The following is a 21,612-nucleotide window of genomic DNA, read 5'->3' on the forward strand; positions in this document are numbered from 1 at the left end:
AAACCGCTAATCCTGCAATCCAAAAGCCGCTATCCGCCTCAATCAACATGCCAGATCAACGGCTTGCGGATAGTTCACGGTCGACTCTTCCCTAAGCCGCCAGATCGCGCAGCACGTATTGCAGGATGCCGCCGTTCTTGAAGTAGTCGAGCTCGTCCAGCGTATCGATGCGGCAGATGATCGGCACGTTCTTCACCGTGCCGTCGCCATAGGTGACCTTGGCGATCATCGTCTGGCGCGGCTTGATGGTGCTCAAGCCGTCGATCTCGACCAGCTCGTCACCTCTGAGATTGAGCGAGGCCCAGGACGTGCCGTCCTCGAAGACGAAGGGGATGACGCCCATGCCGACGAGGTTCGAGCGATGGATGCGCTCGAAGGACTGGGCGATGACCGCGCGGACACCAAGGAGGTTCGTTCCCTTGGCCGCCCAGTCGCGCGACGAGCCGTTGCCGTATTCGACGCCGGCGAAGATGACCAGCGGCACGCCTTCTTTCTTGTACTCCATCGCCGCGTCGTAGATCGATTCCTCTTCCTTCGACGGATAATGGATGGTGTAGCCGCCCTCGCGGCCGCTCTCGCCCAGCATGTGATTGCGGATGCGGATGTTGGCGAAGGTGCCGCGCATCATCACCTCGTGGTTGCCGCGCCTTGTGCCGTACTGGTTGAAGTCGGCGACGCCGACACCGTGATCGGTGAGGTATTTGCCTGCCGGTGAAGCCGCCTTGATCGAACCCGCCGGAGAGATGTGGTCGGTGGTGATCTTGTCGCCGAACAGGCCGAGCACGCGCGCGCCCTTGATGTCGCCGATCTTGCCGAATCCTGATGTCATGCCGGCGAAATAGGGCGGGTTCTGTACATAGGTAGAGTTGTCGTCCCAGGCATAGGTCTGGCCTTCCGGCGCCTTGACGTTCTGCCAGTACTCATCGCCCTTGAAGACGTCGGCATATTTGCGGGCGAACAGCTCACGGGTGACGTTCTTCTCGATGAACTCCTGGATCTCGGCCGAACTCGGCCAGATGTCCTTGAGATAGACCGGGTTGCCGTTCTTGTCCTCGCCGAGCGGCTCTGTGGTCAGGTCCTTGGTGACGGTTCCAGCCAGCGCGTGGGCGACGACCAGCGGCGGCGACGCCAGATAGTTCGCCTGCACGTCGGGCGAAACGCGGCCTTCGAAGTTGCGGTTGCCGGACAAGACCGCGGCGGCAATCAGGCCCTTGTCGTTGATGGTTTTCGAGATCGGCGCCGGCAGCGGGCCGGAATTGCCGATGCAGGTGGTGCAGCCGAAGCCGACCAGGTTGAAGCCGATCTGGTCGAGTTCCTTCTGCAGGCCGGATTTCTCCAGATATTCGGCGACCACCTGGCTGCCGGGTGCCAGCGAGGTCTTCACCCAGGGTTTCTGCTTCAAGCCGAGCCGATTGGCGTTGCGCGCCAGCAAGCCGGCGCCGATCAGCACGCTCGGGTTCGAGGTGTTGGTGCAGGAGGTGATGGCGGCGATGACGACATCGCCATGACCGAGATCATGGTCGGTGCCTTCGACCGCATAGCGCTTCGAGATTTCCGCCGCCTTCTTGTATTCGGTCTCCATCGCCTTGGCGAAGCCTTCGGGGATGCCCTCCAGGGCGACGCGGCCTTCAGGCCGCTTGGGCCCGGCCATCGACGGCACGACGCTGCCGAGTTCCAGCTCGAGCAGGTCGGTGAACACCGGGTCGGCCGAGCCGGTGTCGCGCCACATCCCTTGCGCCTTGGAATAGGCTTCGACCAGCGCGATGCGGTCCTCGCTGCGTCCGGACATTGTGAGGTAGCGGATGGTTTCCGAATCGACCGGGAAGAAGCCGCAGGTGGCGCCGTATTCGGGCGCCATGTTGCCGATGGTGGCGCGATCGGCCAGCGTCATGTTGGAGAGGCCCGGTCCGAAGAACTCGACGAACTTGCCGACGACGCCCTTCTTGCGCAGCATCTGCGTGACGGTGAGCACGAGGTCGGTGGCGGTGACGCCTTCTTTCAGCTTGCCGGTGAGGCGGAAGCCAATGACTTCGGGCAAAAGCATGGAGACGGGCTGGCCGAGCATGGCGGCTTCAGCCTCGATGCCGCCGACGCCCCAGCCCAGCACGCCAAGGCCGTTGATCATGGTGGTGTGCGAATCGGTGCCGACGCAGGTGTCGGGATAGGCGGTGGTTTCGCCGTCCTCGGTGTTGGTCCACACCACCTGGCCGAGATATTCGAGGTTGACCTGGTGGCAGATGCCGGTGCCGGGCGGCACGACGCGGAAGTTCCGGAACGCCTGCTGGCCCCATTTCAGGAACTTGTAGCGTTCCTCGTTGCGCTCGTATTCGAGCTCGACATTGCGGGCGAAGGCCATCGGCGTGCCGAATTCATCGACGATGACGGAATGGTCGATGACGAGGTCGACCGGCACCAGCGGGTTGATCTTCTGCGGATCGCCGCCGAGCGAGGCCATGGCGTCGCGCATGGCGGCAAGGTCGACCACGGCCGGAACGCCGGTGAAATCCTGCATCAGCACGCGGGCCGGGCGATAGGCGATCTCGACGCCGGCGGTGCCCTTGTCGGTCAGCCAGCCGGCAACCGCCTGGATCGATTCCTTGGTGACGGAGCGGCCGTCCTCGTTGCGCAAGAGGTTCTCCAGCAGCACCTTCATCGAATAGGGCAGCTGGGAGATGCCGGTGAGGCCGTTCTTCTCGGCCTCGATGAGGTCGAAATAAGCATATTCCGCGCCGCTTGCGGTCAGCGTGCGGCGGCAATTGAAACTGTCGAGGGATTTTGACACGTGCGATCCTTGTCTGTTCAGCCTGAAAGGGAACGGACTCCGATGGCATGCAATCACGCGCAAAGGTGCGGGTACGGCCATTTCCGCTGTCCGTTCCCAAGCAACCCGAGCCGTTCAAGGCGGCGCGTGCGCTGGTTCGGCGCTAATTCTGTTCCCGCGCCGACCGCTGGCACGGATGCACCGCATATAGAGAATTTTCTGGAATAGTTCTAGACAGTTGCAAAGCAAATTTGTGCGATGCGGCAGCTGCCGCGACACATGGTTTTCAGGGCAGGCGAGGGATGCGGCTGATCGCCGAAAATCTGGGCGGCGAACGCGGCGGCGACACGGTGTTTTCCGGCATCGGCTTTGCCCTGGAGGATGGTCAGGCGCTTGTCGTCACAGGGCCGAACGGATCGGGCAAATCGACCTTGCTGCGGGTCATCGCCGGGTTGCTTCCGGTGGCGGAAGGCAGCGTGAAGATCGAAGGCGCTATGAAGATTGAAGACGGGGGCGAAGCGTTTCCGTCTGTTGCCTCGGCCTGTCATTATCTTGGCCACCAGAACGCAATGAAGCCGGCGCTCAGCGTCGCGGAGAACCTACGCTTCTGGCGCGATTTCAACGGCGGTGGAGATGCCGGCGTCGAAGAGGCGCTGGAAACGGTCGGACTGGGCGGCATCGGCCACCTGCCGTTCGGCTATCTGTCGACCGGGCAGCGGCGCCGCGCGGCGATCGCCAAGTTGTTGGTCAGTCATCGGCCGCTGTGGTTGCTGGATGAGCCGACGGCGGGACTGGACAAGGCTTCGGAGGCGCGGCTTGCGGGGTTGATGACGAGGCATTGCGGAGAGGGTGGGATGATTGTAGCGGCGACGCATCTGCCGCTGGGGATCGAGGGGGTAGAGTTGAGGATGGGGGAAACGGGTTGATGATGGCGCGAGGCACCGCCCTCTGTCCTGCCGGACATCTCCCCCGCAAGGGGGGAGATTGGACGCCGCCACGACCTTCGCCAATCTCTAATGTTGGAGGGCTGGTGGGAGGCATGAGCTGCCAATCTCCCCCCTTGCGGGGGAGATGTCCGGCAGGACAGAGGGGGGTGCCTGGGCGAAGGCATCTCAAATCATGCTAGCCCTCTTCCTCCGCGACATCCGTCTCAACATCCGTGCCGGCGGCGGTGCGCTGACCGGAGTCATCTTCTTCCTCGCCGTCATCGCCACCATTCCGTTCGGGGTCGGGCCGGATCTCAAGCTGCTTGCCCGCATCGGCCCGGCGATCCTGTGGATCGGTGCGCTGCTGTCTTGCCTGCTCGGCCTCGACCGGCTGTTCCAGGCCGACCGCGAGGATGGCTCGCTTGATCTGCTGGTGCTCGGCAACGACCGCCATATGCTGGCCTTGACGGTGCTGATCAAATGCCTGGCGCATTGGGCGGGCAGCGTGTTGCCGCTGGTCATCGCTGCGCCCTTGCTCGGCCTTTTCATGAACATGGAGCCGCTCGCCATCGGCGCCACGGCGCTGACCCTGCTGGTCGGCACGCCGGCAATCACCTTCATCGGCGCTGCCGGTGCGGCGGTGGCGGTGGCGCTGCCGCGTGGCGGGCTGCTGATCTCGGTGCTGGTGCTGCCGTTGACCATCCCGGTGCTGATCTTCGGCGTTTCGGCGAGTTATGGCGCGACGGCCTATCCCGATCCGTTTCTGCAGCCCTTCCTCATTCTTGCCGCGCTGACCCTGTTTCTTAGCGTGCTAGGCCCGGTCTCGGCTGCACTGGCGCTGCGCCACGGAACGGATTGAAGCGGCCGCATGAGCGCGAAGGCTGCGGCGCGGCGACCAATTGCGAAGCCGACAAGGCGAGGCTAAGGAAAGGCATGTCTAGACGGGGCGAAATGATCGGTTTGGAAGGCCGCACCTTGGCAGGACCTGCCGTATGAGTGTGCACGCACTTTACGTGACCGCCGCCTATGGCATCACCGCCGTGGTGCTGATCGGGCTGATCGGCTGGATTCTGATTGACCAGCGGGCGCGCAAGCGGGAACTCGCGGAGCTGGAAGCCGCCGGCGTGCGACGTCGCTCCGACAAGGCCGCCAAGCCATGAGCACCGAAACGGAAACGCCGCCGCCGCGCCGTCGCCTGTTCGTGCTTTTGCCGCTGCTGATCTTCCTCGGCCTGGCCGGACTGTTCCTGTCGCAGCTATTGTCGGGGCGCGATGTTTCGGAAGTGCCGTCGGCTCTGATCGGCCTGCCGGCGCCGCAGACCAATCTGCCGGCGCTTGAGGGCTTGAACCTGCCGGGCCTCGATTCGAAAGCCTTCGCCGGCAAGGTCACATTGGTCAATGTCTTCGCATCGTGGTGCGCGCCGTGCCGCGAAGAGCACCCAGTGCTTTTGGCGCTGTCGCAGGACAAGCGTTTCGCCTTGGCGGCACTGAATTACAAGGACCAGCCGGAAAACGCCCGCCGGTTCCTCGGCGATCTCGGCAATCCGTTCCAGGCGATCGGGGTCGACGAAGCCGGTCGCACGGCGATCGACTGGGGTGTCTACGGCGTGCCGGAGACCTTTGTCATCGGCAAGGACGGCAAGATCGCCTACAAGCATGTCGGCCCGCTGACGCCCGAGACGGCGAGGGATCTCTTGCTGCCACAGATTGAAAAGGCGCTGGCGGTGCCGGGCTGACGGTCACTCGCTTTCGTCATCCTAGGGCGAAGCAAGGAGCGGAGCGACGCGGCGAAGACCCTAGGATCCATGCCGCGACATTCGCCCGGAAATGCGGCGGTCCGAAATGCGCGCTTTTTGGCGCGAAATCACGGGTCATCGCAAAACAAATTCTGCACCGCTGTGGTGCTCGAAAATCACGGCATGGATCCTTGGGTCTTCGCTCCGCTTCGCGTCGCTACGCCCAAGGATGACGAACGTGATAGGTCGACCGAATACTCAGCCGTAGATCTGCTTGTGGACCTGGTAGAGCATTTCCGAGCGGTCGGCGCGCATGTCGGCCAGATCGCGGCTGGAAAAGCTGTCGATTTCGGCGACAAGGCGGTTGTAGTGCTTGCGCTTGGCAATGCTGTTGCGAGCGCGGGTCATGAGACTGTCGAGGATCATAGCAAGGTTCCTTTTGGCGCCGCATTTCGGCGGCTGTTATTCCTCCCTTGATCGATACGAAGCATGACATAGTAATGGTGCATTGCAAAAAGAAGATGTTGCAATGCACCATTGCGCCCAGCGCATAGCCGGTTAATGCGGCGTTGACGTCATGCGCAGAGCCGGCAAGCGATCTGTCTTGGCTGCGCTTTTTGTATAACACTGTGCGTACCCACATTGCCTTCTGTCCCGCCGGCTGGCTTGATCTGGTGTCATTGATGCCGGGAGGAGAAGCATGGCGGCCGCAGACTATTATGAAATTCTCGATCCGCGCTTCGCGCGCCTGTTCAACGGCAACGCGCAGGTCGAGAGGCTGTTCACCGGATGCCAGTGGGCGGAGGGGCCGGCCTGGTTTGCTGCCGGCCGCTATGTCGTCTGGTCCGATATCCCCAACAACCGCATGCTGCGCTACGACGAGACCGACGGCAATGTCAGCGTCTTCCGGCAGCCATCCGGCAATTCCAACGGCAACACTGTCGACCGGCAGGGCCGGCTGATCACCTGCGAGCATTCCGGCCGCCGCGTAAGCCGCACCGAGTTTGACGGCTCGGTCACCACCATCGCCACCAAATGGAAGGGCAAGCGGCTGAATTCGCCCAACGACGCGGTGGTGAAGTCGGACGGCTCGATCTGGTTCACCGATCCGAGCTACGGCATCGATACCGACTATGAAGGCGACAAGGCCGAGAGCGAAATCGGCGCCTGCCATGTCTACCGGGTCGATCCCGGCACCGGCGAGGTCGAAGCCGTCATCACCGACATGGTCAGGCCCAATGGGCTGGCCTTCTCGCTCGATGAGAGCAAGCTCTATGTCGTCGACACCGGCCGCACGCATGGCGCGCAGCACCCGGCGCATATGCGGGTGTTCAATGTCGGCAAGGGCGGCAAGAAGGTGTCGGGCGAAAAAATCTTCGCCGACTGCACTGCCGGCCTGTTCGACGGCTTCCGGCTCGATGAGGACGGACGCATCTGGACCAGTGCTGCCGACGGCATCCATTGCTACCATCCCGACGGCACGCTGATCGGCAAGGTCAAGGTGCCGGAGGTGACCGCCAATTGCGTGTTCGGCGGCAACAAGCTGAATTGCCTCTACATCGCCGGCACCACCTCGCTCTACATGGTGCGGCTGATGGTCAACGGCGCCAAGACTTATTGAGCTCGAGCACTGGCGACCGTTCGACAGTTTCGTCGAAGCGGCTCGCGAGCACGAACATCCCCGGGAGGACGTCATGCCATTCGTCAACATCCGCATCGTCAAGGAAGTGATCGCCGCCGATCCGGCGGGCAAGAAGGCGGATATCGCCAAAAAGGTCACGGCGGCCATCATGGAGGCCACTGGCCTCGGCAATGACGATGTCTGGGTGGTCTTCGAGGAGGTCAACGCGCGCGATTGGTATGTCGGGAAGACGGATGTCGAGACGCTGCGAAAGGGGTAGTTCCTCGTGATAGGTTAGCGGGACAGCGCCCCCCTCTGCCCTGCCGGGCATCTCCCCCACAAGGAGGGAGATTAGCCGTCATCTCCTCTTTTCGCCAATCTCCAACGTTGAAGGACAGGCGGGGCGGTGAAGCTGCCGATCTCCCCCCTCGTGGGGGAGATGTCCGGCAGGACAGAGGGGGGCGCGAAGGATCGCCGGCGCCCCATTTCGCGTTCGCTCTGATAGGCCGCCGCCGCTCAGCGTCAACGCGCGCGGATGAACTCCGCGAAGGCCGCGACGGCATCATGCATCGCCAGCCGGTTTTCCGGCTCGGCCAAGACAGCCTCCACCTCCGCCGGCTTCTTGCCGAGCAGGGCAATCTCCAGCATATCGTCGCAAAGCGCGAACGACATGGTGCGCATGATCTCGGCCAGGGCGGCGCGGGCAAACTGCGAGCGTGGCGAGGCGTGCACCAGCATGGCGGGCTTGGCGACGGCGGCGTCGCGCGATACCAGCCAGTCGAGCCCGTTCTTCAGCCCGCCGGGTACGCCGTGAGCATATTCGGGACAGGAGATGATAACGCCGTCGGCACGGGTGACGGCGTCGATCAGTTCGGTGGCTTCGAGCGGCGTCCGCTCGCCCTCATCGTCGGGATTGAAGATCGGCAGATGGCCAAGCCCGTCATAGATGGCGATGCGACAGCCGGTCGGCGCATTGCGCGCAAGTGCCGCGATCAGGGCCGAATTGGTCGAGGCCGCCCGCAGGCTGCCGGAGATGGCGAGGATGTTCAGCAAGGCAGGAACCGGGTGGACGAATCGTCGTCCGAAAACCTACCACATCGTCTTCTTGTATTCCTCGTCGAGCCAGCGGTCGGTCGCCTCGGCCGAATCGGCAACTGCCAGCTGATCGCGCATGATCTGGCCGAGCGTCGGCAGCGTCGCGCGGTCGTACCAGGTTTCCGGCTTCCACAAATCCGAGCGCATGAAGGCTTTTGCGCAGTGCATGTAGGCGGCCTTGACGCTGACCACGACGACACTTTGCGGTTCCTTCCCGTCGATGGCAAGGCGCTCGCGAAGGCCCCCGTCGACGGTGATGCGGGCGTCGCCGTTGACGCGCAGTGTCTCGTTCATGCCGGGAATGAGGAAAAGCAGCCCGACCGAAGGATTGAGGAGGATGTTCTCCAGCGTGTCGAGCCGGTTGTTGCCGGGCCGGTCGGGGATGGCGATGGTGGTGTCGTCGAGCACGGCGGCGAAGCCAGGCTTGTCGCCCTTGGGCGTCACGTCGGCATTGCCGGCGCCGTCGGACGAACCGATCAGCACGAATGGGCTCTTGCCGATGAAGGAGCGGCAATGGCCGTCGAGCGCCTTCAATTCCTTGCGGATCGAGCCGTCGGTCGGCCGCGGCGTCTTGTAGATCGTTCTCAGTTCGTCGCGCGTGGTGACGAATTCCATCGCCCTCTCCCTATTTGCTGGTCTTGTCCTCGAGCGAATGGCGCAGGATCAGCGGCATCTGGCTGAAGGTGAACAGAAGCGTGATCGGCATGATGCCCCAGACCTTGAAGGTTACCCAGGCGTCGGTGGAAAAATTCCGCCACACCACTTCATTGGCAAGGGCCAGGAACAGGAAGAACAGGCCCCAGCGGAAGGTCAGCTTGCGCCAGCCTTCGGCATCGAGGCTGAAGGCCGAATCGAAGACATAGCCAAGCAGCGACTTGCCGAAATAAAGGCCGCCGAGCAGCACGCCGCCGAACAGCGTGTTCACGATGGTCGGCTTCATCTTGATGAAGATGTCGTCCTGCAGATAGAGCGTCAGCGCGCCGAAGATGAAGACGACGACGCCAGACACCATCGGCATGATCGGCAAGGTGCGCATCAGCAGCCATGAGGCGATCAGTGCGATGGCCGTGGCGGCCATGAACAGGCCCGTGGCGACGAAGATCGGCCCGCCGAACTCGGCCAGAGCAGGGAATTTCTGCACCAGCCATTGGCCGCGCGCATTGGCGAAGAAGAACACCATCAACGGCCCCAGTTCCAGCACCAGCTTGAGCAGCGGATTGACGCCTTCCTTCTTTTGTTTTTGCGGGTCGGAGGGGTCGCGTTCGAGAATGGGTGGGTTCATGGAATCTCTTTCTTACGCATGATCTGATCCAAAAAGTCTGCAACTTTTTGGGACATGCTTGCTACGCTACTCCAGCGATCGCCCTGGCGAATTCGCTTGCTGAAAAAGGTTCGAGATCGTCGACCTGCTCGCCGACGCCGATGAAATAGACCGGCAGTTTGTGCTTTGCCGCGATCGCCACCAGAATACCGCCGCGTGCCGTGCCGTCCAGCTTGGTCATCACTAGGCCGTTGACGCCGGCGACATTGCGGAAGATCTCGACCTGGTTGAGCGCGTTCTGGCCGGTGGTGGCGTCGACCGTCTGCAAAACGGTATGCGGTGCTTCCGGATCGAGCTTGCCGAGCACGCGGACGATCTTTTCGAGTTCCGCCATCAGTTCGGTCTTGTTTTGCAGGCGGCCGGCGGTATCGATGATCAGCACGTCGGAGCCGGCTTCTTTTGCTCGTTCGAAAGCGTCGTAGGCCAACCCTGCGGCATCGGCGCCGATCTTGGAGGCGATGACCGGCGATTTCGTCCGCTCGCCCCAGATCTTGAGCTGCTCAATCGCGGCGGCGCGGAACGTGTCGCCGGCGGCGAGCATCACCGACAGGCCGCCATCGGTGAGCTTGGCTGCGAGCTTGCCGATGGTCGTGGTCTTGCCGGTGCCGTTGACGCCAACGACCAGGATGACATGCGGCTTGTGGGACAGGTCCAGCTCCAGCGGCATGGCGACATGGGTCAGCACCTTTTCCACTTCAGCCGCCATGATGGCGCGCACTTCGGTGTCGGAGACATCCTTGCCGTAGCGGCTGGCGGCCAGTGCATCGGTGACGCGCAAGGCGGTCTCCATGCCGAGATCGGCACGGATCAGCACATCCTCCAGATCCTGCAGCGTCTCTTCGTCCAGCTTGCGCTTGGTGAAGACGCCGGCAATGTTGCCGGTCAGTTCCTTGGACGAACGGGCAAGCCCGTCCTTCATGCGCTGGAACCATGAACGCCTCGGTGCCGGTTCCGGCGCTTTCTGCGGCTCGGCCTTCTGCTCGACCTTCTTGCTGACGGTCACCTTGCCGGGGGCGGGAACGGGTTTTGGCGCAGGTTGCGGGACGGCCTGCGGTTCGGGCGCGATCTCGGCTATGACCGGCTGCGATTCGATCGGCGCAGGCTGGCGAATGGGAGGCGCGATTTCGGCCGGTGGGGCTTCGGGCGGCGTGCCCTCTACCTCCCCCTCGATGGGGGAGGTCCCGAGCGCAGTTCGGCGGTGCGCGACCTCGGCGCTGTCATCCCACCCCGCCGCCTCGCGTCGACCCTCCCCATCGAGGTGAGGGTGGGGCGTCGGCGCGGCCTCAAGCTCTGGTGCAATCTCGGCGAGGATCGGCTGGGTTTCGACCGCCGGAGGCTGGCGAATAGGGGCTGGGATTTCCGCCGATGGAATCTCGGGCTCCGGCTTTGCTGGTGGAACCTCGACCGGCGGGACCGGCACTTCGACCGGGGCCGGTTCCGGTTGCCTTTCCGGGCGCGACGGAACGATCTCCGGCTCGGTCGGCGCGGGTGGCGGCACCTCTTGCGGCTGCGGTTTGGGAGCGGGCTCCGGAACGGCGGGAGGCGTTGGTATTTCCTCGGGCGCCGGCGGCTCAGCAGGCGTCTCAGGCGCGGGTTGCTCTTCCGGCTCGGGCTCCGGCAGGGGTTCCGGCGCGGGCGGAACTATCGGCTCCGGTGCTGGCGGAATCGTCGGTGCCGGCTCGGGCTTTGGCTGTTCCGGCGCCGGTTCCGGCGCAGGAACCACCTCCGGCTCGACTGTCGGCGTCGGTGCGGTTTCCGCCTCGGGCTCCAGCTCGTCGCGCTTCAGAAACTCCGGAACGACCTGCTCGGCCGCCGGCTTCAGGGTATCGAGCGCTTCCCATTTGATCGGCGGCAGCGGGGCGGTCTCGTCGATCCGCTCCTCGACCACCTCTTTCTTGCCGAACGAAAATATCTTCTTGAAAAAACCAGCCATGCTTTGCGTTTCTCAGGCCGCGCGAGCGGCAAGGGGGGTCGCGATCAGCCGGGCGCCGTCATGGCCGGTGATGTCAGCCTCGACGATCTCGCCCGGCGCGCCCGTGCCGAGTGCGGCAAGCGTAAACCCTTCGGTGCGGCCGAGGCCGTCGCGCTCGATCAGGATCGACTGACGGGTTCCAGTGAGCGACGACAGATGCCTGATATACGCGGCTTCACCGGCGATGCGCAGCCGGGCGGCGCGCTGCTTGACCAATTCGCGGCGGAGCTGCGGCATGCGCGCGGCAGGCGTGCCTTCGCGGGGACTGAACGGGAAGACGTGGAGATGGGTCAGACCACACTCCTCGACGATTTTTTCCGAGTTCTCGAACATCTCGTCGGTTTCGGTCGGGAAGCCAGCGATGATGTCGGCGCCGAAGACGATGCCGGGGCGAAGCCTGCGCACATCCTCGCAGAAGCGGATCGACTGATCGCGCAGATGGCGGCGCTTCATGCGCTTCAGGATCATGTCGTCACCCGACTGCAGCGACAGATGCAGATGCGGCATCAGCCTGGGCTCGGTGGCGATGGCGTCGAGCAGATCTTCGTCGGCTTCGATCGAATCGATCGAGGACAGCCGCAGGCGCTTCATGTCGGGCACTTGCTTGAGGATGGTTTTTACCAGCCTGCCGAGCTTCGGGGCGCCCGGCAGGTCGGCGCCAAAACTGGTCATGTCGACACCGGTCAGCACGATCTCGGCATAGCCGTTTCCGGCGAGCCGCTTGACCTGCTCGACCACGGCGCCCATCGGCACCGAGCGTGAATTGCCGCGGCCGTAAGGGATGATACAGAAGGTGCAGCGGTGGTCGCAGCCGTTCTGCACCTGCACGAAGGCGCGTGCCCGGCCCTCGATGGCGTCGACCATGTGGCCCGCGGTTTCGCGCACCGAAAAGATGTCGTTGACGCGCGCCTTTTCGGTGTCGTTGACGCCGAAATCCGGCAGCGCGCGATAGGAGTTCGCCTTCAGCTTCTCCTCATTGCCAAGCACGAGATCGACCTCGTCCATGGTCGCGAATTTTTCAGGCTCGGTCTGCGCGGCGCAGCCGGTGACGATGATACGGGCTTGCGGGTTGTCGCGGCGCGTCTTGCGGATCGCCTGTTTGGCCTGGCGCACCGCTTCGCCGGTGACAGCGCAGGTGTTGAAGATCACGGCGCCGCCTTCCAGCGCGCCGAGGCCGGCGGTTTCAGCCTCGCGTCGCATCACCTCGGACTCATAGGTGTTCAGCCGGCAGCCAAAAGTCACCACATCGATGCCCTTGGACACCGGGCTCTTGGACAGAGCGGACATCAGGCCGCGCTTTCGGTGTCGCGGGCCCACGTTCCGGTCGACGGATCGAAGCTGCCGGAAAATTCCCATTCGGCGGCGCCGGTGAGGATGACGTGGTCATCGTCGCGCCATTCGACGTGCAGCGTGCCGCCGCCGGGGGTCAGCAGGCTGACGCTGCGACCGGTCCGGTTGGTGCGGGCGGCTGCGACCACGGCGGCGCAGGAGGCCGAGCCGCAGGCCTTGGTCAGGCCTGCGCCACGCTCCCAGGTGCGGATGACCATGGTCTCGGGCGAGGTGACCTGAGCGATGGTGATGTTGGCGCGTTCGGGGAACATTGGGTGGTTCTCGAGCAGCGGGCCGAAGCGGTCGAGCTCATAGGACCAGACGTCGCGGTCGACCCAGAAGATGGCGTGCGGGTTGCCCATCGAGACGACCGAGGGCGAATGCAGCACCGGCGCGTCGATCGGGCCGATCTGCAGCTCGATCATGCGGGTGTCGTGGAATTCCTCGGCCAGCGGAATGTCCTGCCAGCCGAAACGCGGCGTGCCCATGTCGACCGAGATCGACCCGTCGGCATGTTCGCGCGCATTGAGGATGCCGGCGACGGTCTCGAAGGTGAAGGTCTTCTGGCCGGTCTCGGCGGCGAGCGCCTGGACGACGCAGCGCATGCCATTGCCGCAGGCCTGCGCACTGGTTCCGTCGGAATTCAATATGTCGATGAAAAAGGCGGTACCCGGCGTCCTGGCGTCGTGGATCGCCATGATCTGGTCAAACCTTGTCGCGGCATCGGCGTTCAGCGCGATTGCCGCAGCCGCTGTCACCCGATCGGCACGGCTACGCATGTCGGCAACGATGATCTCGTTGCCAATGCCGTTCATCTTGGCGAAAGGGGCAGTGCTGGCCATTGCTCCGAAAATTCCGTGTCCGATTGGCGCTATATGGCGGAAACGGTCAGGAATTACCAGTGCAGAGCCGCTTTACGTCACCGCGAAAATGCCCAGTACCATCAGCAGGAAGATGATCAGAACGATGCCGATGAGGATGCGCGCACCGGTGGCAGCAGCACCGGCCAGCGCCGGCATGCCGAGCAAGCTCGCCGCCGCGGCGATGATCAGCAAAATGATGATCCATTTGAGCATGGGAATGCCTCGCAAACCGACACGTTTTAAAACCGTATGAAAACGCGACTGCCGCGCTTGGGTTCCCGTCGGCTTGTGAGGCCAGATTCACGGCGAAACAGCCGGCGATCTCGATATCGGTGATGAAGGATGCCGTCTTGTTCGACCTCCTTCGGGCGAAACCGCCGACGTTGAGTTGGCCGTAGCGAGCAGCATTGCCGCTCAAGGCACGGCCCAGACTTCGCCGGGCCGCAAGGCGCGAAAGCGCTCTTGTGGGATGCCTTGATCCTCGAGCGCCTCGGTCAATTTTCGTGCCGGCTCGTCGATCGGTTCGTCGGTGAGTTGGAAGGTGCCCCAATGGCAGCCGGCGGCATAGGCGGCGTTGCACAGTGTCATGCCTTGCGCAGCCTCCCCAGGGTTTTGGTGCTGCGGCGCCATGAACCAGCGCGGCTCATAGGCGCCGATCGGCAGGATGGCGAAGCGGAAGCCACCATGTTTCTCAGCCATCAGCCGGTAGTTGATGCCATCATGGAAGCCGGTGTCCCCGGCGAAATAGAGCTTGCTGTCAGGCGTTTCGATGACGAAGCCGGCCCACAGCGCCATGCGCTGGTCGCGGGCGCCACGCGCCGACCAGTGGTGCACCGGCTCGACATGGACCGCGACGCCGTTGCCGACCTCGACCCTATCGCCCCAATCATGCGCCGACAGCCGCATGCCGGGGATAGCATTGCCGATGACGGCATCGTTGCCGAGCGGGGTGAGCACCAGCGGGTCGTGACCGGCTTTCAGCCGCTTCAGCGTGGCGAGGTCGAGATGGTCATAATGGTTGTGGCTGATCAGGACGAGGTCGATCGGTGGCAGGTCGGCGAAGGCGATGCCTGGCGGATTGATGCGTTTTGGTCCGGCGAAGGAAAGCGGTGACGCGCGCTGCGACCAGACCGGGTCGGTGAGGATGTTCAGGCCGGCCGTCTGGACCAGCAAGGTGGAATGGCCGACCATCGTCACATCAAGCGCGGCGCCTTCGACCTTCGCGGACGGCTTTGCCTGTGGAAAGGGGCTTGGATTCGCCGCCGGCCATTTCGAGCGCTTGCCATTCAACTGCCATTTCAGCAGGTCGGCGAAACGGCCGGGCGGCTGGCCGCCGGGATTGAAGAACAATGTGCCGTCGAAATGATCGCTGGGCGGGCCGCTGTAATAGCGATTGGCGGCTCTCTTTCTCGCGGCCAATTTTGCGGCTCCAGCAGGTTTCGTCTTCCTGACATAGGCGCTATGCCTGCTTGCGCAAGCATTTGACCGCCGAATGCCAGGACGGGACGGTGTCGACTGGATCTCAGGGCGACGCGCGACAGGCCGCCCATTGCTCATCGCGATTGCGATAAATTTGCAACAAATCTTGCCGCAAACCGTATTTTAACCATATCGGGTTGAAATTTCGCCACCTTCTCCATCTTGGTGGGGGTGAGATTGTGCGGACGGCTTCCCCCAAGCCGGATCCGACGGAGGTTGGAATGACTTTTTCGAAAACCGGTCTGGTGGCCGTATCGCTGGCCGCGCTCGTTGCGAGCGGCTGTTCGACCTCGCGCTTCTCGTCGATGGATGACCAGCAGCCGGCACCGCTGGAGGCCGCGCCCGCCGGCAAGGTGACCGCGAACCAGCTGCCGCCGCCGGCGTCGCCCGGAACCACGGACCCGTCGCAATTCCCGACCGCGCCGGCGAATACGCAAGTTGCCTCGCTGCCGCCGGACGGTACGGCGCCCGCCGGAGCCTCGGACCTCAACGCCGCCAGCGTCGCTGGTGTCTGGAACGCCAGCGTTTCGGGCCAGAGCTGCAAGGTGGCGACGCCGCAGACCAAGTTCGGCGCCGGCTTCCGCGCCGGGCCGCTGCATTGCCCGGCACCGATCGACGGCATCAAGTCGTGGAACGTCGCCGGCAAGCAACTGACGCTTTATGACGAGAATGGCGGCGCGCTGGCGCGGCTCTATTCCTCGGGCGGCTCGAAATTCGACGGCCAGACGTCCAACGGCCAGCCGATTTCGCTTACAAGATAGGCTTGGTATCCTTTTATTTTTTGGTTTTACGCAATTCCGGATGGAAACCGCTACACACATTTCCTGGAATTGCTTCGGAACGACGTGACCGATGCATCTGCGTGACGGCCTCCAGACCCATGCGACCGTCAGGCAGCGCTACGACCATCTGGTGGAAACCGGTGCGATCGGCCGCGATCCGGCGCAGGAGCGGATCGCTGCTGCGCTCGACCGGCTGACCGACGAGATTTCGGCCAAGCGGCTGGCACAAAAGTCCAGTGCCCTGGGCTGGCTGTTTGCCCGCAGGCGCGAGACGCATGAGGCCGTCAAAGGCCTCTACATCCATGGCGGCGTCGGCCGCGGCAAGACCATGCTGATGGACATGTTCTTCGACCTGCTGCCGGTGCGGCGCAAGCGCCGCGTCCATTTCAACGACTTCATGGCCGACGTGCAGGACCGTATCCAGAAGCACCGGCAGGCGCGCAAGAATGGGGACGTCAGGGAAGGCGATCCGATCCCGCCCGTGGCCAAGGCGCTTGCCGATCAGGCCTGGGTGCTGTGCTTCGATGAGTTCTCGGTTACCGACATTGCCGATGCTATGATCCTGTCGCGGCTGTTTTCGGCGCTGTTTGCCAGCGGCGTGGTGCTGGTCGCCACCTCGAACGTGGCGCCGGAAGATCTTTATAGAGATGGGCTGAACCGCCAGCTTTTCCTGCCGTTCATCGGCATTCTGCAGCGGCATGCACAGGTGCTCTCGCTCGACGCTGACAAGGACTATCGGCTGGAAAAGCTCGTCCGCACGCCGGTCTATGTCACGCCGGTCGATGCGGCAGCCGACCAGATACTCGACGAAGCCTGGCAAGCCATGACGCGTGGCGTGCCGGAGGCCCAGGCCTCGTTGACCCTCAAAGGCCGACAAGTGGCGGTGCCGCGTGCGGCCGGCGATGCGGCGCGGTTCTCCTTCAGCGATCTCTGTGAAAAGCCGCTCGGCGCGCGCGATTTCCTGGCGATCGCCGGTCGCTTTTCGACCATCTTCATCGACCACGTCCCGGTGCTCGGCGAAGGCAAACGCAACGAGGCTAAGCGTTTTATCCTTCTGATCGACACGCTCTACGACCATCATGTGCGGCTGGTGGTGAGCGCCGAAGCACCGCCGCCGCAGCTTTATGTGGCCAAACGCGGCGTTGAGGTCTTCGAATTCGAGCGCACGGCATCGCGCCTGATCGAGATGCAAAGCCGCGACTGGCTGGAGGATTGGGCGGAGCGGCGGAAGGTGAAGACGACGCCAGAAGCGCAGCAGGCGCAGGCGTAGGCGTAGGCTCAGAGACGTAGGTTCCCCTCTTGCATCGTTGACGGTTGGCGAAACCGGCGCGACGATTGATCCCTCCTCGAGGGGGAGATGGCCGGCAGGCCAGAGGGGGTTGGTTCGACCGGGCGCGGTACAGATGGCGCCAGCGCTCCACGCGCGACGACCCCCTCTGTCGCCATTGGCGACATCTCCCCCTCAAGGGGGGAGATTTGGTGCCAGCATCACAAGGGCGTCATCACCCGGGTGTGGCCTTACGATCTCCATCCTCATTGTGTAAATTCTCCTAAGTCGGCTTATAAATTTTGACGTTTACGTAAATCCCAAATACTCTAACCGATTGAAAATGCTCACTCCGAAATAATCGTTTGAATTTATATCGCGCCAAGGCTATTGGATGCGGCGAAATCTCGCGGGTCCCCGCAGCATTCCGGCCTCTTCCTCGACTTCGTCAACCAAGTCGTCTGAGATTTGGGCGTCGTCACAGACAAAGGGAAAATCTCCTCACATGGCACGCAACAAGATAGCGCTCATCGGCTCCGGCATGATCGGCGGCACGCTCGCCCACATGATCGGCCTCAAGGACCTCGGCGACGTGGTGCTGTTCGATATTGCCGAGGGTATCCCGCAAGGCAAGGGGCTCGATATCGCGCAGTCGTCGCCGGTCGATGGCTTCGACAGCCGGCTCACCGGCGTCAACGACTATGCCGGCATCGAGGGTGCCGATGTCTGCATCGTCACCGCCGGCGTACCGCGCAAGCCCGGCATGAGCCGCGACGATCTTTTGGGCATCAACCTCAAGGTCATGGAACAGGTCGGCGCCGGGCTGAAGAAATACGCACCGAAGGCCTTCGTCATCTGCATCACCAACCCGCTCGACGCCATGGTCTGGGCGCTGCAGAAGTTTTCGGGCCTGCCGAAGAGCCATGTCGTCGGCATGGCCGGCGTGCTCGACAGCGCGCGCTTCCGCTATTTCCTGGCCGAGGAATTCAAGGTCTCGGTCGAGGACGTCACCGCCTTCGTGCTTGGCGGCCACGGCGATTCCATGGTGCCGATGATCCGCTATTCAACGGTTTCCGGCATTCCGCTGCCCGACCTCGTCAAGATGGGCTGGACCTCGAAGGAAAAGCTCGATCAGATCGTGCAGCGCACCCGCGACGGCGGCGCCGAGATCGTCGGCCTGCTCAAGACCGGCTCGGCCTATTACGCACCGGCGGCCTCGGCGATCTCGATGGCCGAAGCCTATCTCAAGGACAAGAAGCGTGTGCTGCCGTGCGCCGCGTATCTGTCCGGCCAGTATGGCGTCAAGAACACCTATGTCGGCGTTCCCGTTGTGATCGGCGCCGGCGGCGTCGAGCGCATCATCGAGATCGAGCTCAACAAGAGCGAGCAGAAGATGTTCGACAGTTCGGTGGCGACGGTGCAGGGCCTGACCGAGGCCTGCGTCAAGATCGCCCCGCAACTCGCCGCCAAGTAACCCGGAGAGAATCCAGATGAACATCCATGAGTATCAGGGCAAGGCGCTGCTGAAGTCTTTCGGGGCGCCGGTGGCCGAAGGCGTGCCGGTGTTCAAGGCGAGCGAGGCGGAAGCCGCAGCCAAGGCACTGCCGGGTCCCCTCTATGTGGTGAAGAGCCAGATCCATGCCGGCGGCCGCGGCAAGGGCAAATTCAAGGAGCTTGGCCCGGACGCCAAGGGCGGTGTGCGGCTGGCCAAGTCGGTGGCCGACGTCGTCGCCAACGCCAATGAGATGCTCGGGCACACGCTGGTGACCAAGCAGACCGGCCCGGCTGGCAAGCAGGTCAACCGCCTCTACATCGAGGACGGCGCCGACATCGAACGCGAGCTTTATCTGTCGATCCTGGTCGACCGCTCGGTCGGCCGCGTCGCCTTCGTCGTCTCGACCGAAGGCGGCATGGACATCGAGGCGGTCGCCCACGACACGCCGGAAAAGATCATCACTGTCGCCATCGATCCGGAAAAGGGCGTCACATCGGCCGATCTGAAGGCGCTCAACGGCGCGCTGAAGCTCGACGGCGACGCGGCCAAGGATGGCGATACGCTGTTCCCGATCCTCTACAAGGCCTTCGTCGAGAAGGACATGAGCCTGCTCGAGGTCAACCCGCTGATCGTCATGAAGAACGGCCGGCTGCGCGTGCTCGACGCCAAGGTGTCGTTCGACAACAACGCGCTGTTCCGCCACCCGGACGTTCTCGAACTGCGCGATACCACCGAAGAGGACGAGAAGGAGATCGAGGCGTCGAAATACGACCTCGCCTATGTCGCGCTCGACGGCAATATCGGCTGCATGGTCAACGGCGCCGGCCTTGCCATGGCGACGATGGACATCATCAAGCTCTATGGTGCCGAGCCAGCCAACTTCCTCGATGTCGGCGGCGGCGCGTCGAAGGAGAAGGTGACGGCGGCGTTTAAGATCATCACCAAGGATCCGGCGGTCAAGGGTATCCTGATCAACATCTTCGGCGGCATCATGAAGTGCGACATCATTGCCGAGGGCGTCATTGCCGCGGTCAAGGAAGTCGGCCTGGAAGTGCCGCTGGTGGTACGCCTGGAAGGCACCAATGCCGAACTCGGCAAAAAGATCATCAACGACAGCGGCCTCAACGTAGTGTCGGCCGATGACCTCGACGACGCAGCCAAGAAGATCGTGGCGGCGGTGAAGGGCTGATCTGGTGCCTCCGCACAAGATAAACCTGGTCGAGGCGGCGGATCAAAAGATCAAAAAGGTCTTCGATCCGCATATCGCCGGCGACGTCAACGATGCCCAGGTCAAGATCGCCAAGTTCGGCGATGTCTTCGACTGGCACGCGCATGACAATGAGGACGAAGCCTTCCTCGTGCTGCGCGGGCGCATCGCTATCGATTTTCGCGACGGCACGGTGGAACTCTCCAGCGGCGAGTTCATCGTCGTGCCGCGCGCCGTCGAGCATCGGCCGCGCTCGCTCAGCGAAGAACCTGTCGTGCTGATGTTCGAGCCGGCGACCACGCTCAACACCGGCAACGCCAAGAGCGACCTCACAGTCGCCGATCTGAAGCGGCTGTAGGGAATTTGTGGATGTCACACAATTGCTATGTGGCATCCACAGGAGAAAGAGAAATGAAGAACATCACTCTGGCGGTCGAAGACCATGTTTTGGAGCAGGTCAAACTGGCCGCTGTTGAACAGCGAACGACCGTCAACGCCATGGTGCAGGAGTTTTTCGCGACGGTGGCCGAGCGGCGCGCCAAGGACGAGGCCAGGCTGGCCTTGTTGAAGCTTGCCCGCGAGGCGGCAGGCGACGTGGACGGCAAGAATTGGAACCGGGAAGCTCTCTATGATCGCTGAAGGCTTCCTCGAAACGAAAGTTCTCGTCTATACCGCAATCGGACACAAATCCGAGCGCGTGGACGGCGCAATCATTGCCGCCGCCGAGCGCCTTGGCGTCAAGACACTTTACACCGAAGACCTCAACCACGGGCAGGCTTACGGCTCAGTGGTCGCCATCAACCCCTTCCGCACTCACTGATCAGGTCGCAAAAAATGTCCATTCTCGTCGACAAGAACACCAAGGTGCTGGTGCAGGGCCTGACCGGCAAGACCGGCACGTTCCACACCGACCAGGCGCTGGCCTATCACGGCACCAAAATGATCGGCGGCATCCATCCCAAAAAAGGCGGCGAGACTTGGACCGGCTCCAAGGGCGAGAGCCTGCCGATCTTCGCCACCGTCGCCGAGGGCAAGGAAAAGACCGGCGCCAATGCCTCCGTTGTCTATGTGCCGCCGGCGGGTGCGGCTGAGGCGATCCTGGAGGCGATCGAGGCCGAGATCCCGCTGATCATCTGCATCACCGAAGGCATACCGGTGATGGACATGATCAGGGTCAAAGCCCGGCTCGACCGCTCGACCTCGCGGCTGATCGGCCCGAACTGCCCGGGTGTGCTCACGCCCAACGAATGCAAGATCGGCATCATGCCCGGAAACATCTTCCGCAAGGGCTCGGTCGGCGTTGTTTCGCGCTCGGGAACGCTTACCTATGAGGCAGTGTTCCAGACCACCAATGTCGGCCTCGGCCAGACCACCGCCGTCGGCATTGGCGGCGACCCCGTCAAGGGCACCGAGTTCATCGACGTACTCGAGATGTTCCTCGCCGACGACGAGACCAAGTCGATCATCATGATCGGCGAGATCGGCGGTTCGGCAGAGGAAGACGCCGCGCAGTTCCTCAAGGACGAAGCCAAGCGTGGCCGCAAGAAGCCGATGGCCGGCTTCATCGCCGGGCGCACGGCGCCGGCCGGCCGCACCATGGGTCATGCGGGCGCGGTCATCTCCGGCGGCAAGGGCGGCGCCGAGGACAAGATCGCGGCGATGGAATCGGCCGGAATAAAGGTATCGCCCTCGCCGGCAAGGCTGGGTACGACCCTGGTCGAGGCGATCAAGGGGTAAGGGAATAGGGGAGTAAGGGAGT

General features: G+C 63.2%; 24 protein-coding genes. 14 read left to right on the top strand and 10 right to left on the bottom strand.

What is annotated here, in order from left to right:
- Positions 1-91: 91 nt before the first annotated feature.
- Complete coding sequence (gene acnA, locus NKI73_RS14515) at positions 92-2,782, bottom strand: aconitate hydratase AcnA (RefSeq protein ID WP_352630720.1); 2,691 nt, start codon at positions 2,780-2,782, stop codon at positions 92-94.
- 281 nt (positions 2,783-3,063) lie between these two features.
- Here acnA and ccmA point away from each other — a divergent pair, with 281 nt between their 5' ends.
- The 4 genes from ccmA to NKI73_RS14535 all read left to right on the top strand — a co-directional run bounded on the left by ccmA (position 3,064) and on the right by NKI73_RS14535 (position 5,422).
- Entirely contained in the window at positions 3,064-3,687 is a 624-nt protein-coding gene (ccmA, locus tag NKI73_RS14520) for a heme ABC exporter ATP-binding protein CcmA (RefSeq protein WP_352630723.1), read from the top strand.
- A 193-nt stretch (positions 3,688-3,880) separates the two neighbouring features.
- Positions 3,881-4,546 carry a heme exporter protein CcmB gene (ccmB, locus tag NKI73_RS14525; RefSeq protein ID WP_352630726.1) on the top strand — a complete coding sequence of 222 codons (666 nt, stop codon included), beginning with the start codon at positions 3,881-3,883 and terminating at the stop codon, positions 4,544-4,546.
- Between the two features lie 133 nt (positions 4,547-4,679).
- On the top strand, positions 4,680-4,847 hold the full coding sequence (ccmD, locus tag NKI73_RS14530; RefSeq protein ID WP_352630729.1) for a heme exporter protein CcmD: 168 nt from the start codon (positions 4,680-4,682) through the stop codon (positions 4,845-4,847).
- Positions 4,844-5,422 (top strand): DsbE family thiol:disulfide interchange protein, encoded by a 579-nt coding sequence (locus NKI73_RS14535; RefSeq protein ID WP_352630732.1) that lies wholly within the window; start codon positions 4,844-4,846, stop codon positions 5,420-5,422. Before ccmD ends, NKI73_RS14535 begins: the two co-directional genes overlap by 4 nt.
- 258 nt (positions 5,423-5,680) lie before the next feature.
- Here the strand turns inward: NKI73_RS14535 and NKI73_RS14540 are convergent, their stop codons facing one another.
- Positions 5,681-5,848, bottom strand: coding sequence for a hypothetical protein (locus tag NKI73_RS14540; protein WP_081738754.1), 168 nt, complete (start codon positions 5,846-5,848; stop codon positions 5,681-5,683).
- 274 nt (positions 5,849-6,122) lie between these two features.
- Between NKI73_RS14540 and NKI73_RS14545 the strand changes: the two genes are divergently transcribed.
- Both NKI73_RS14545 and NKI73_RS14550 read left to right on the top strand, forming a co-directional pair.
- Complete coding sequence (locus NKI73_RS14545) at positions 6,123-7,043, top strand: SMP-30/gluconolactonase/LRE family protein (RefSeq protein ID WP_352630734.1); 921 nt, start codon at positions 6,123-6,125, stop codon at positions 7,041-7,043.
- A 73-nt stretch (positions 7,044-7,116) separates the two neighbouring features.
- Positions 7,117-7,323 carry a tautomerase family protein gene (locus NKI73_RS14550; RefSeq protein ID WP_010912352.1) on the top strand — a complete coding sequence of 69 codons (207 nt, stop codon included), beginning with the start codon at positions 7,117-7,119 and terminating at the stop codon, positions 7,321-7,323.
- A 242-nt stretch (positions 7,324-7,565) separates the two neighbouring features.
- On the opposite strand, the gene NKI73_RS14555 is transcribed toward NKI73_RS14550, so the two are convergent.
- From NKI73_RS14555 to NKI73_RS14590, 8 genes are all read right to left on the bottom strand, one after another.
- The gene (locus tag NKI73_RS14555; protein ID WP_352630737.1) at positions 7,566-8,096 is read right to left on the bottom strand and encodes an NADPH-dependent FMN reductase; all 531 of its coding nucleotides are present in this window, start codon (positions 8,094-8,096) and stop codon (positions 7,566-7,568) included.
- Positions 8,097-8,132: 36 nt separating this feature from the next.
- The gene (locus tag NKI73_RS14560) at positions 8,133-8,753 is read right to left on the bottom strand and encodes a pyridoxamine 5'-phosphate oxidase family protein (RefSeq protein WP_352630739.1); all 621 of its coding nucleotides are present in this window, start codon (positions 8,751-8,753) and stop codon (positions 8,133-8,135) included.
- A gap of 10 nt (positions 8,754-8,763) precedes the next feature.
- On the bottom strand, positions 8,764-9,420 hold the full coding sequence (locus tag NKI73_RS14565) for a septation protein A (RefSeq protein WP_352630741.1): 657 nt from the start codon (positions 9,418-9,420) through the stop codon (positions 8,764-8,766).
- 61 nt (positions 9,421-9,481) lie between these two features.
- Complete coding sequence (gene ftsY, locus NKI73_RS14570; protein ID WP_352630743.1) at positions 9,482-11,392, bottom strand: signal recognition particle-docking protein FtsY; 1,911 nt, start codon at positions 11,390-11,392, stop codon at positions 9,482-9,484.
- A 12-nt stretch (positions 11,393-11,404) separates the two neighbouring features.
- Positions 11,405-12,718, bottom strand: a complete 1,314-nt coding sequence (gene mtaB, locus NKI73_RS14575; RefSeq protein WP_352630745.1) for a tRNA (N(6)-L-threonylcarbamoyladenosine(37)-C(2))-methylthiotransferase MtaB — start codon at positions 12,716-12,718, stop codon at positions 11,405-11,407.
- Positions 12,718-13,602 carry a diaminopimelate epimerase gene (dapF, locus tag NKI73_RS14580; protein ID WP_352630747.1) on the bottom strand — a complete coding sequence of 295 codons (885 nt, stop codon included), beginning with the start codon at positions 13,600-13,602 and terminating at the stop codon, positions 12,718-12,720. The genes mtaB and dapF overlap by 1 nt, the downstream gene beginning before the upstream one ends.
- Positions 13,603-13,674: 72 nt before the next feature.
- The gene (locus NKI73_RS14585; protein WP_352630749.1) at positions 13,675-13,836 is read right to left on the bottom strand and encodes a DUF1328 domain-containing protein; all 162 of its coding nucleotides are present in this window, start codon (positions 13,834-13,836) and stop codon (positions 13,675-13,677) included.
- A gap of 201 nt (positions 13,837-14,037) precedes the next feature.
- Positions 14,038-15,042, bottom strand: a complete 1,005-nt coding sequence (locus NKI73_RS14590) for an MBL fold metallo-hydrolase (RefSeq protein WP_352630752.1) — start codon at positions 15,040-15,042, stop codon at positions 14,038-14,040.
- A gap of 281 nt (positions 15,043-15,323) precedes the next feature.
- On the opposite strand from NKI73_RS14590, the gene NKI73_RS14595 reads away from it, so the two are divergent.
- The 8 genes from NKI73_RS14595 (at position 15,324) to sucD (ending at position 21,590) form a co-directional block, all read left to right on the top strand.
- Entirely contained in the window at positions 15,324-15,863 is a 540-nt protein-coding gene (locus tag NKI73_RS14595) for a protease inhibitor Inh/omp19 family protein (protein WP_352630754.1), read from the top strand.
- Between the two features lie 91 nt (positions 15,864-15,954).
- Positions 15,955-17,154, top strand: coding sequence for a cell division protein ZapE (zapE, locus tag NKI73_RS14600; protein WP_352630756.1), 1,200 nt, complete (start codon positions 15,955-15,957; stop codon positions 17,152-17,154).
- Between the two features lie 502 nt (positions 17,155-17,656).
- Complete coding sequence (gene mdh / locus NKI73_RS14605; protein ID WP_352630757.1) at positions 17,657-18,625, top strand: malate dehydrogenase; 969 nt, start codon at positions 17,657-17,659, stop codon at positions 18,623-18,625.
- Positions 18,626-18,641: 16 nt separating this feature from the next.
- Positions 18,642-19,835: an ADP-forming succinate--CoA ligase subunit beta gene (gene sucC, locus NKI73_RS14610; protein WP_352630759.1), complete on the top strand. Its 1,194-nt coding sequence runs from the start codon at positions 18,642-18,644 to the stop codon at positions 19,833-19,835.
- Positions 19,836-19,839: 4 nt separating this feature from the next.
- Complete coding sequence (locus NKI73_RS14615; protein ID WP_352630762.1) at positions 19,840-20,211, top strand: cupin domain-containing protein; 372 nt, start codon at positions 19,840-19,842, stop codon at positions 20,209-20,211.
- A 53-nt stretch (positions 20,212-20,264) separates the two neighbouring features.
- Complete coding sequence (locus tag NKI73_RS14620; RefSeq protein WP_352630764.1) at positions 20,265-20,492, top strand: hypothetical protein; 228 nt, start codon at positions 20,265-20,267, stop codon at positions 20,490-20,492.
- Positions 20,482-20,673, top strand: a complete 192-nt coding sequence (locus NKI73_RS14625) for a hypothetical protein (protein ID WP_352630766.1) — start codon at positions 20,482-20,484, stop codon at positions 20,671-20,673. Before NKI73_RS14620 ends, NKI73_RS14625 begins: the two co-directional genes overlap by 11 nt.
- Before the next feature lie 14 nt (positions 20,674-20,687).
- Positions 20,688-21,590 carry a succinate--CoA ligase subunit alpha gene (gene sucD, locus NKI73_RS14630; RefSeq protein WP_352630767.1) on the top strand — a complete coding sequence of 301 codons (903 nt, stop codon included), beginning with the start codon at positions 20,688-20,690 and terminating at the stop codon, positions 21,588-21,590.
- The last annotated feature ends 22 nt before the right edge of the window (positions 21,591-21,612 follow it).

Source organism: Mesorhizobium sp. M0496 (genome assembly GCF_040321205.1).
Lineage (GTDB): Bacteria > Pseudomonadota > Alphaproteobacteria > Rhizobiales > Rhizobiaceae > Mesorhizobium.